This window comes from Castellaniella sp. S9, from assembly GCF_027257175.1.
Lineage (GTDB): Bacteria > Pseudomonadota > Gammaproteobacteria > Burkholderiales > Burkholderiaceae_B > Castellaniella.
In genome coordinates this window covers 1-725 of sequence record NZ_JAPFGD010000027.1, presented here as the reverse complement: position 1 = coordinate 725, position 725 = coordinate 1, and the positions used below count along the sequence as shown (strand labels likewise).

The following is a 725-nucleotide window of genomic DNA, read 5'->3' as shown; positions in this document are numbered from 1 at the left end:
GCTGAGTCTGGTGCTTCGGTGGATGTCACCGGTGCGGTGACGGGTGAGTTCAACGAAGGTGATGCCGTCACTCTGACGGTGAATGGTACTGATTACATCGGCGCCGTTGCTGCGGATGGTACGTGGACGATTGCGGTTGCAGGCACCGATCTAGCTGCTGCCACCGCGGTGGATGTGTCGGTCACGACGACCGACGCTGTGGGCAATAGCACGACGCAGACCACGACTCACGGTTACTTGGTTGATACCGAGGCGCCTGAACTGGCGATCTCGGTGGATTCGATCACTGCCGACAATATCATCAACGCTGCTGAATCTGGTGCAGAGACGATTGCGGTGACTGGTACGGTCGCCGCCGAGGACGGCACATCGACGACGGTGACAATCACCGTCAATGGCCAGCAGTACGCGGCCACAGTAGATGCGGCAGCGGGTACTTGGACCGTTGATGTTGCGACCAGTGATTTGTTGGCGGACAGCTCTGTGGCTGTCAGCGCGGCCTCCACGGATGCTGCAGGCAACAGCACAACGCAGGCCACCACGCACAACTATGGTGTGGACACGACTGCGCCTGAGTTGGCGGTTTCTGTTGACTCTATCACTGCTGACAACGTCATCAACATCGCCGAGTCTGGTGCTGAGACGATTGCGGTGACGGGCGTAGTTGTTGCCGAAGCCGGCGCTGAAACAACGGTCACGGTGACGATCAATGGCCAGCAGTACGC

At 59.2% G+C, this 725-nt stretch carries 1 protein-coding gene; it reads left to right on the top strand.

Annotated elements, in window-relative coordinates; genetic code table 11:
- Nucleotides 1-725, top strand: a 725-nt coding sequence (locus tag OOZ48_RS18405) for an Ig-like domain-containing protein (RefSeq protein ID WP_269500269.1), incomplete at both ends; no start/stop codon positions are given.